This window comes from Natronobacillus azotifigens (assembly GCF_026805325.1).
GTDB classification, from domain to species: Bacteria; Bacillota; Bacilli; order Bacillales; family Amphibacillaceae; genus Natronobacillus; species Natronobacillus azotifigens.
This window is the reverse complement of sequence record NZ_JAPRAT010000017.1, coordinates 41,978-51,431: the sequence shown is the minus strand read 5'-3', so window position 1 is coordinate 51,431 and position 9,454 is coordinate 41,978. Positions and strand designations below refer to the sequence as shown.

11 protein-coding genes are annotated in these 9,454 nt (G+C 40.2%); all 11 read left to right on the top strand.

The genetic code is table 11. The features are described from left to right. Positions 1-147 precede the first annotated feature (147 nt). The 11 genes from OWO01_RS09660 to rplB all read left to right on the top strand — a co-directional run bounded on the left by OWO01_RS09660 (position 148) and on the right by rplB (position 9,419). Complete coding sequence (locus tag OWO01_RS09660) at positions 148-399, top strand: 50S ribosomal protein L7ae-like protein (protein WP_268780249.1); 252 nt, start codon at positions 148-150, stop codon at positions 397-399. Between the two features lie 109 nt (positions 400-508). Continuing rightward, complete coding sequence (rpsL, locus tag OWO01_RS09655; protein ID WP_268780248.1) at positions 509-925, top strand: 30S ribosomal protein S12; 417 nt, start codon at positions 509-511, stop codon at positions 923-925. A 39-nt stretch (positions 926-964) separates the two neighbouring features. Further along, positions 965-1,435: a 30S ribosomal protein S7 gene (gene rpsG / locus OWO01_RS09650; RefSeq protein WP_268780247.1), complete on the top strand. Its 471-nt coding sequence runs from the start codon at positions 965-967 to the stop codon at positions 1,433-1,435. Positions 1,436-1,506: 71 nt separating this feature from the next. Then, a complete protein-coding gene (fusA, locus tag OWO01_RS09645; RefSeq protein ID WP_268780246.1) occupies positions 1,507-3,585 on the top strand; it encodes an elongation factor G in 2,079 nt (692 codons plus the stop codon). 127 nt (positions 3,586-3,712) lie between these two features. Then, positions 3,713-4,903 (top strand): elongation factor Tu, encoded by a 1,191-nt coding sequence (gene tuf, locus OWO01_RS09640; RefSeq protein WP_268780245.1) that lies wholly within the window; start codon positions 3,713-3,715, stop codon positions 4,901-4,903. Between the two features lie 751 nt (positions 4,904-5,654). Next, positions 5,655-6,389: an alpha/beta hydrolase gene (locus tag OWO01_RS09635; protein ID WP_268780244.1), complete on the top strand. Its 735-nt coding sequence runs from the start codon at positions 5,655-5,657 to the stop codon at positions 6,387-6,389. 265 nt (positions 6,390-6,654) lie between these two features. Next, positions 6,655-6,963 carry a 30S ribosomal protein S10 gene (rpsJ, locus tag OWO01_RS09630; protein ID WP_017473665.1) on the top strand — a complete coding sequence of 103 codons (309 nt, stop codon included), beginning with the start codon at positions 6,655-6,657 and terminating at the stop codon, positions 6,961-6,963. A gap of 25 nt (positions 6,964-6,988) precedes the next feature. Further along, positions 6,989-7,618, top strand: a complete 630-nt coding sequence (gene rplC, locus OWO01_RS09625; RefSeq protein WP_268780243.1) for a 50S ribosomal protein L3 — start codon at positions 6,989-6,991, stop codon at positions 7,616-7,618. Between the two features lie 25 nt (positions 7,619-7,643). After that, a complete protein-coding gene (gene rplD, locus OWO01_RS09620) occupies positions 7,644-8,267 on the top strand; it encodes a 50S ribosomal protein L4 (protein ID WP_268780242.1) in 624 nt (207 codons plus the stop codon). Then, positions 8,267-8,557 (top strand): 50S ribosomal protein L23, encoded by a 291-nt coding sequence (rplW, locus tag OWO01_RS09615; RefSeq protein WP_268780241.1) that lies wholly within the window; start codon positions 8,267-8,269, stop codon positions 8,555-8,557. Before rplD ends, rplW begins: the two co-directional genes overlap by 1 nt. 31 nt (positions 8,558-8,588) lie before the next feature. After that, positions 8,589-9,419 (top strand): 50S ribosomal protein L2, encoded by an 831-nt coding sequence (gene rplB, locus OWO01_RS09610; protein WP_268780240.1) that lies wholly within the window; start codon positions 8,589-8,591, stop codon positions 9,417-9,419. The last annotated feature ends 35 nt before the right edge of the window (positions 9,420-9,454 follow it).

The window sequence follows — 9,454 nt, the reverse complement described above, 5'->3', positions numbered from 1 at the left end:
CAGGGGTGGAAAAGAAGTAACCTTGAGGTCGGATCATTCTATTAATGTTTTCTTGATTATGTAGATATTTAAGTTGACATTATAATTTGAGGGTGGTACTATATTCAAGGTGCTTCTGTTATCCTTGTTGCTTTGGAGGATATGCGAATGTCTTATGAAAAAGTAGCACAAGCAAAGGATAGACTGATCATTGGCACGAAACAAACAGTCAAAGCCATGAAAAGTGGCGAGGTGGAAGAAGTCGTTATCGCACAGGATATTGATCCTGAGATAGCGAAAAAAGTGTCGCAACTTGCTGAAAAGATGAACATTACTTATACTCAAGTGGATTCCAAAAAGAAACTTGGTAAAGCGTGTGGAATTGAAGTGGGCACAGCGACGGTAGCTATAAAGCAATAGAGTTTTGACAGATTAGAGAAGTTAATCTGTGAAGACTTTGTTTTTTGCTTATAAATGAACCACCTGGATGTGTGGTATTACAATAACGCAAGGGAAGGAGGAAATAGACATGCCAACTATTAATCAATTAGTTCGTAAAGGTCGTGTGAGCAAAGGCAAAAAATCTGACTCACCAGCTTTGAATAAAGGTTACAACAGCTTCAAAAAATCACTAACTGATCAATCATCTCCACAAAAACGTGGCGTTTGTACTCGTGTTGGTACACTTACACCGAAGAAACCAAACTCGGCATTACGTAAATATGCTCGTGTTCGTTTGACAAACGGAATTGAAGTAACTGCATATATTCCTGGAATTGGGCACAATCTTCAAGAGCACAGTGTTGTGTTAATCCGTGGAGGACGTGTAAAAGATTTACCAGGTGTTCGTTACCATATTGTTCGTGGTGCTCTTGACACAGCAGGTGTTGAAGGTCGTGCGCAAGGTCGTTCAAAATACGGTACGAAAAGACCGAAAAATAAATAAGTTAAATTTTGTTATTGATTTCAGAAAGGAGGTTAGACTATGCCACGTAAAGGTCCTGTAGCAAAACGTGATGTCTTACCAGATCCGTTATATAATTCTAAGCTAGTAACTCGTTTGATCAACCAAATTATGGTTGATGGAAAAAGAGGGAAAGCTCAAAAAATTCTTTATAGTGCATTTGAACTTGTTCAAGAACGTAGTGGTCAACCCGCTATCGATGTATTCGAACAAGCGATGAAAAATGTAATGCCAGTTCTTGAGGTTCGTGCTCGTCGTGTTGGTGGTTCGAATTACCAAGTACCAGTTGAGGTACGTCCTGAACGTCGCCAAGCACTAGGGCTTCGTTATATCGTAAACTATTCTCGTCTACGCGGAGAAAAAACGATGGAAGAACGTCTTGCAAATGAACTTCTAGATGCATCAAACAATACTGGTGCAGCTGTCAAGAAACGTGAAGATATGCACAAAATGGCAGAAGCAAACAAAGCATTCGCACACTACCGTTGGTAGGTTGAATCGTGCAATCGCAAAAACTATTTTTGTAATAATTGAATTCCGATTAAGAGGAAGGAGAAAGACATATGGCTAGAGAGTTCTCCTTGGAGAAAACACGTAATATCGGTATCATGGCACACATTGATGCCGGTAAAACAACAGCTACTGAACGTATCCTTTTCTATACAGGTCGTATTCATAAAATTGGTGAAACACACGAAGGTGCTTCACAAATGGACTGGATGGAACAAGAGCAGGAACGTGGTATTACCATTACTTCTGCTGCAACGACTGCACAATGGAAAGGACACCGTATCAACATCATTGATACTCCTGGTCACGTAGACTTCACAGTTGAAGTAGAACGTTCATTACGAGTACTAGATGGTGCGGTTACAGTACTTGATGCTCAATCTGGTGTAGAGCCACAAACAGAAACTGTTTGGCGTCAAGCAACAACTTACGGTGTACCAAGAATTGTGTTTGTTAACAAAATGGATAAAACAGGTGCAGACTTCATGTATTCAGTTGGAACGCTTTCCGACAGACTTGGTGCAAATGCACACCCTGTTCAATACCCGATTGGTGCAGAAGATGATTTTGAAGGTATCATTGATTTAATTAACATGGAAGCTTTCTTCTATGAAGATGATCTTGGTACTCGTACAGAATCTAGAGAAATTCCTGCTGAGTATAAAGATAAGGCTGAAGAGCTTCGTGCTCGTTTAGTAGAAGCAGTTTCTGAATTAGATGAAGATCTAATGATGCGCTACTTAGAAGGTGAAGAAATTTCAAATGATGAATTAAGAGTTGCTGTACGTAATGCAACGCTAAGCGTTGAATTCTATCCAGTGTTCTGTGGTTCAGCATTTAAAAACAAAGGTGTACAATTATTAATTGATGGCGTTATTGATTACCTACCATCTCCAGTTGATATTCCACCTATCGAAGGACACGTTCCTGAAACAGAAGAACAAGTAGTACGTAAAGCTGACGATAACGAGCCTTTCTCTGCGTTAGCATTTAAAGTAGCTACAGACCCATTCGTTGGGAAATTAACATTCTTCCGTGTTTATTCAGGTACATTAAAGTCTGGTTCTTATGTAAGAAACTCAACGAAAGATAAACGTGAACGTGTAGGTCGTATCCTACAAATGCACGCAAACTCTCGTGAAGAAATTGATGGTGTGTATGCGGGTGATATCGCTGGCGCTGTTGGTTTGAAAGATACAAGTACAGGGGATACATTATGTGATGAAAAGAGTCTAGTTATTCTTGAATCAATGGACTTCCCAGATCCAGTTATCTCGGTTGCAATCGAACCGAAATCAAAAGCGGATCAAGATAAAATGTCTGTTGCCTTAGGTAAACTTGCAGAAGAAGATCCAACATTTAAAACGGAAACAAACGTGGAAACTGGCCAAACGATTATCTCAGGTATGGGTGAGCTTCACCTTGATATTATCGTAGACCGTATGAAGCGTGAGTTTAAAGTAGAAGCAAATGTTGGTGCTCCTCAAGTATCTTACCGTGAAACGTTCCGAGGCTCTGCTGAAGTTGAAGGTAAATTTGTTCGACAATCAGGTGGTCGTGGACAATACGGTCACGTTTGGGTTAAATTCGAACCAAACGAAGAAGGTGCTGGCTTTGAGTTCGTTAATAACATTGTTGGTGGTGTTGTACCACGTGAATATATCCCTTCTGTTGAAGCTGGTATTAAAGAATCACTTCAAAACGGGGTTATCGCTGGTTATCCGTTAATTGATGTAAAAGCGACACTTTATGACGGTAGTTACCACGATGTCGATTCCAATGAAACGGCATTTAGAGTAGCAGCTTCTATGGCATTGAAAAATGCGAAAAACAAATGTAATCCAGTCCTACTTGAGCCAATGATGAAAGTTGAAGTAGTTATTCCGGAAGAATACATGGGTGATATCATGGGTGATGTTACTTCTCGTCGTGGACGCGTTGAAGGTATGGAAGCACGCGGTAATGCGCAAGTAGTTAAAGCGTTTGTACCACTTGCTGAAATGTTTGGATATGCAACTGCGCTACGTTCTAACACACAAGGTCGTGGAACATACACGATGTTCTTTGATCACTATGAAGAAGTACCGAAAAGTATTTCTGAGGAAATTGTTAAGAAAAACGCTGGTGAATAATTGATTTTCTTGAAATTCTAACGTATAACTTGTATTGTAAGCTTAGAAATATAATTTTTATGTTTCTAAGCAAGCGTACATGTCATATAAAAAATTACTTTTATTTATTTAAAGGAGGAACTATATAATGGGTAAAGAAAAATTTGACCGCTCCAAAGACCACGTTAATATTGGTACTATTGGACACGTTGACCATGGTAAAACAACTTTAACTGCTGCAATCTCTACAGTATTACACAAGCGTTCTGGTGTAGGTACTGCAATGGCTTATGATCAAATCGATGGTGCTCCTGAAGAGCGCGAACGTGGGATCACAATCTCAACTGCACACGTTGAGTACGAAACAGAAAACCGTCACTATGCACACGTTGACTGCCCAGGTCACGCTGACTATGTAAAAAACATGATCACTGGTGCTGCACAAATGGATGGCGCGATCTTAGTAGTATCTGCTGCTGATGGTCCAATGCCACAAACTCGTGAGCACATCTTACTTTCTCGTCAAGTAGGTGTACCTGCAGTTGTTGTATTCTTAAACAAATGCGACATGGTAGACGACGAAGAACTTCTTGAATTAGTAGAAATGGAAGTTCGTGATCTATTATCTGAGTACGACTTCCCTGGTGATGATGTACCAGTAATCAAAGGTTCTGCGCTTAAAGCGTTAGAAGGCGAAGAAAACTATGTTAATGCTATCTATGAATTAATGGATGCTGTAGATGAGTATATCCCTCGTCCAGACCGTGATACTGAAAAACCATTTATGATGCCAGTTGAGGATGTATTCTCAATTACTGGTCGTGGTACTGTTGCTACAGGACGTGTTGAGCGTGGTGTAGTTAAAGTGGGTGACGAGATTGAAATTATCGGTCTTGCTGAAGAGCCTACTAAAACAACAATTACTGGTGTTGAAATGTTCCGTAAGCTTCTTGACTATGCAGAAGCAGGGGACAACATCGGGGCACTTTTACGTGGTGTAGCTCGTGAAGACATCAACCGTGGACAGGTACTTGCTAAACCAGGTACAATCACTCCACATACGAAGTTCAAAGCAGAAGTTTATGTACTATCTAAAGAAGAAGGTGGACGTCACACTCCATTCTTCGATAACTACCGCCCACAGTTCTACTTCCGTACAACGGACGTAACTGGTGTAATCCAACTTCCAGAAGGTGTGGAAATGGTTATGCCTGGTGACAACGTTGAGATGACTGTAGACTTAATTTCACCAATCGCGATTGAAGATGGAACAAAATTCTCAATCCGTGAAGGTGGACGTACAGTAGGCGCTGGTGTTGTAGCTAGAATCGAAGCGTAATAATCGCTACGTTGATAAAAATCCGATTTCCTATCTTGGGAATCGGATTTTTTGATTTCAATAAGAAAGGATAAATTTTTCTTGATGCATAAAGAAAAGAGCTTAGATTCTTTTAAACTTGAAAAACACAAAAAAATCAAAAAAGAAAAAGAACTTTAATTTGACGTTCTCTAAGCAATCTGCACACATTTCTTTATGTTTCCTAAGAGATTTTCTCTTCTTGATATCTTAAATAAATATGGGGAATCAGAAGTGAAAGACGACGACTCCAACGGGATAAAAGCGAATCTCTTTGATGGGGCGAGTAATCGCAGTCCCACGAGTCCGAAGATTCACTTGGCAAAGTGCTTTTCTTAACCAAGTTAGCTGAGGCCGCTCCGGTGGAAAACGACCGTCTGTAACTGGAGTGCGGAATGCCCGCGCAGACACTGTGTAGAAGCTTTTACAGGACCGGGTGAACTTCCCTGGTTTATCGACAACAACTACCTTACTTCTGTAAAGACAAAGAGAAACTTTATCTAAGCTGAAAAGTTTCTACTATATAAAGGTGGATTGATTTTCTCTCGGATCAATTGTTCGTAAAACTCATAGTAACAAAATAACCAGTGATATTTAAGCGGAAGAGATTCACGGTAGTACCGTCAATTAGTTCAAAGACTTTTAGGTCATCGTTTAGCGCGAACAATCAATGGGGAAGACCTAAAACTCACACTGATTGAAGTTTCCCTTACAAAGAGGAGGGTGATAAAGATTGGGCAAGCGGATTGTTAAATATCTATTCATAATAGTAGGGAGTTTGATCGGAATCGGTTTTATTGGCTTTTATATTTGGTCACAGCAAACCTATCAAGCAAGCGAAGAGCTATATCGGCGAGTAACAGAGATCCGTAAAGAGGGAAGTTGGATTATCTTTGAACCAGAAACTTCCGTAGATACTGGTGTGATTCTTTATCCGGGCGCGAAAGTTGATCCTGAAGCGTATAGCTATATCGCAATGAAGGTAAGTGAACAAGGATACGTAGTCAGCATTCCGGAAATGAGATTTAATTTACCCATTTTCGATATCAATAAAGCCAATGATTTTATAGAGGATTACCCGAACATAGAGGATTGGTATATTGGTGGGCACTCATTGGGAGGTGTAGCAGCGGCAAGTTACGCGATAGAAAATCTAGATTTGATCAAAGGGGTGTTTTTTCTAGCTTCTTATCCATCGAGCGGTAACGACTTCCCTTCCCTCGAACTTCCAATGCTCTCGATATATGCGGAGAAAGACGGCTTGTCAACACCAGAAAAAGTACTGGAGAGCAAGGAGTTGTTATCGAAACAGGCAGTATTTTATCAAATTGATGGTGGAAATCATGCGCAATTCGGTTTGTATGGTTCACAAAAAGGAGATAATGAGGCTAGTATCACAGCTGAAGAACAACAGGTGAAGGTTATCAACCAATTAGTAAACTGGCTTCGTGACATAAAGAGTAATTAATAAAATGTTGAAAGTTTTCCCTTAGATTTTTTTACTGCCTCCCCCTCAAAAACATCAATGAAAAAATTGGTTAGAAAAAATACGAAAAAAACATGAATAAAACTTGCATTTCAATAGTTGTTTATATATAATATGAAATGTTGGTCATAAAAGGCGATGATGCGGAAGGTTGTTGGCACACCCGGACCCTTTGCCATGGGTTGGGAGTCGAAGAAATTTTCGCGGAGAATGTCTATTATAAAATGGGCGAGAAGGAGGGAAAATAATGGCAAAAGAAAAAATTAGAATTCGTTTGAAAGCATACGATCACCGTATTCTAGATCAATCAGCTGAAAAAATCGTAAGCACTGCGAAACGTTCGGGTGCAGGGGTATCGGGTCCAATTCCGTTACCAACAGAGAAATCTATTTATACTGTATTACGTGCGGTGCACAAATACAAAGATTCTCGTGAGCAGTTTGAGATGCGTACACACAAGCGTCTAATTGACATTGTTAGTCCTACACCACAGACGGTTGATGCATTAATGCGTCTTGATTTACCATCAGGTGTGGACATTGAAATTAAATTATAATTGAAATTTACAGGAGGTGTAACGGATGACGAAAGGAATCTTAGGTCGCAAAGTCGGCATGACACAACTTTTTACTGAAAACGGTGAATTAACACCAGTAACAGTTATTCAAGCTGAACCAAACGTAGTTCTTCAAAAAAGAACATTAGAAAACGACGGCTATGAAGCGATTCAATTAGGTTTTGCTGATAAGAAAGATAACCGTTCTAACAAACCAGCAAAAGGACATGCTGCAAAAGCGAGCACGAACCCTAAGCGCTTCATTCGTGAATTCCGTAACGTGAACCTTGACGAGTATGAAGTAGGTCAAGAGTTAAGCGTAGAGGTTTTCCAAGCTGGAGATGCAATTGATGTAACAGGTACTTCTAAAGGGAAAGGTTTCCAAGGTTCGATCAAGCGTCACAATCAATCTCGTGGACCGATGAGCCACGGTTCCCACTATCATAGAGGGCCAGGTTCAATGGGTGTTATTGAACCAATGCGCGTTATGAAAGGTAAGAAACTTCCTGGTCAAATGGGTGGTTATACAACGACAATCCAGAACCTTGAAGTAGTTAAAGTAGATGCAGAACGTAATCTTTTATTAGTAAAAGGTAACGTACCGGGATCGAAAAAATCATTCGTTAAAATTACGAGTGCAATAAAGGCTAACTAATTATTAATTGAAGGGAGGATATGTCATGCCTAAAGTAGCACTATATAACCAAAGCGGATCGCAAGTAGGGGATGTAGAATTAAACGATGCAGTTTTTGGTATTGAACCAAATGAGCATGTGTTACATGACGCTGTTGTGATGCAACAAGCATCAAGACGTCAAGGAACACACGCTGTGAAAAATCGTTCAGCAGTAAGCGGTGGAGGTCGTAAACCATGGCGTCAAAAAGGTACAGGTCGTGCCCGTCAAGGTTCTATTCGTTCCCCACAATGGGTTGGCGGTGGCGTTGTTTTCGGACCAACACCACGTAGCTATAGCTATAAATTACCGAAAAAAGTTCGTCGTCTAGCTTTAAAATCAGCACTTTCTTCTAAAGTGAAAGAAGATAGTTTAGTTGTATTGGAAAGCTTAGCGATCGATACACCAAAGACAAAAGAAGTAGTAAAACTATTATCTGCATTAAACGTAGATGTTAAAGCGTTAATTGTAACAGCTGATAAAGACGAAGTAGTTGCAAAAAGCGCTAACAACTTACCAAATGCTAAAGTTTTACCGTTAAGCGGAGTAAACGTCATTGACTTGCTTACGCATGACAAGCTGATTTTAACTAAAGAAGCAGCGGAAAAAGCAGGGGAGGTGCTTGCATAATGAAAGATCCACGTGATATTATTAAGCGCCCGGTAATTACAGAGCACTCTGCCGATCAAATGGCTGATAAAAAGTACACATTTGAAGTGAATCCAAAAGCTAACAAAACACAAATCAAAGACGCTGTTGAATTGATTTTTGATGTAAAAGTAGTGAAAATCAACACTTCAAACATTAAAGGTAAATTAAAGCGTATGGGACGCCACAGCGGCTATCGCCCAGACCGTAAAAAAGCTGTTGTTCAGTTATCTGAAGACAGTAAAGAACTAGATTTCTTTGAGAGTGTATAATTAAACGTATTTAGAGAAGGAGGGAATAAAGATGGCGATTAAGAAGTATAAACCAACTTCTAATGGTAGACGTAACATGTCAGGATCTGATTTTGCTGAAATCACAACAGATAAACCTGAAAAGTCACTTCTACAACCACTATCAAAACGTGGCGGTCGTAACAACCAAGGTAAATTAACGGTTCGTCATCAAGGCGGTGGACACAAACGTCAATACCGTGTGATTGATTTCAAACGCGATAAAGATGGTATACCAGGACGCGTTGCTACAATAGAGTATGATCCAAACCGTACTGCTAATATCGCTTTACTTCACTATGCAGATGGTGAAAAACGTTATATTCTTGCACCGAAAGGAATCCAAGTAGGTCAAGAAGTGTTCTCTGGTGCAGATGCAGATATTAAAACAGGTAATGCTTTACCATTAATGAGCATTCCAGTGGGTACAATCATCCACAATATCGAATTAAAACCAGGACGCGGAGGGCAACTTGCTCGTTCAGCAGGTTCTCAAGCACAAATTTTAGGTCGTGAGGACAAATACGTTCTTGTACGTCTAACATCTGGTGAGGTTCGCCTAGTACTTGGAACTTGTCGTGCAACAGTAGGTCAAGTAGGAAACCTAGAAAACGAATTGATTCGTGTAGGTAAAGCAGGACGTTCACGCTGGAAAGGCATCCGCCCAACTGTTCGTGGTTCTGTAATGAACCCTAATGATCACCCACACGGTGGTGGTGAAGGACGCGCACCAATCGGTCGTAAATCACCAATGTCACCATGGGGTAAACCAACACTTGGTAAGAAAACACGTAAACGTAACAAAACAACAGATAAGTTTATTGTACGTAAACGCAAAAAATAACGGGGTTGAACGGCGGGCAATAACACCCGTCTTAC

Bases quoted from the DNA above. Each gene is read 5' to 3' on its own strand.
- rplD (WP_268780242.1), top strand. From the start codon at position 7,644: ATGCCTAAAGTAGCACTATATAACCAAAGCGGATCGCAAGTAGGGGAT.
- rpsJ (WP_017473665.1), top strand. From the start codon at position 6,655: ATGGCAAAAGAAAAAATTAGAATTCGTTTGAAAGCATACGATCACCGT.
- rpsG (WP_268780247.1), top strand. From the start codon at position 965: ATGCCACGTAAAGGTCCTGTAGCAAAACGTGATGTCTTACCAGATCCG.
- rpsL (WP_268780248.1), top strand. From the start codon at position 509: ATGCCAACTATTAATCAATTAGTTCGTAAAGGTCGTGTGAGCAAAGGC.
- rplB (WP_268780240.1), top strand. From the start codon at position 8,589: ATGGCGATTAAGAAGTATAAACCAACTTCTAATGGTAGACGTAACATG.
- rplC (WP_268780243.1), top strand. From the start codon at position 6,989: ATGACGAAAGGAATCTTAGGTCGCAAAGTCGGCATGACACAACTTTTT.
- OWO01_RS09660 (WP_268780249.1), top strand. From the start codon at position 148: ATGTCTTATGAAAAAGTAGCACAAGCAAAGGATAGACTGATCATTGGC.
- rplW (WP_268780241.1), top strand. From the start codon at position 8,267: ATGAAAGATCCACGTGATATTATTAAGCGCCCGGTAATTACAGAGCAC.
- tuf (WP_268780245.1), top strand. From the start codon at position 3,713: ATGGGTAAAGAAAAATTTGACCGCTCCAAAGACCACGTTAATATTGGT.
- fusA (WP_268780246.1), top strand. From the start codon at position 1,507: ATGGCTAGAGAGTTCTCCTTGGAGAAAACACGTAATATCGGTATCATG.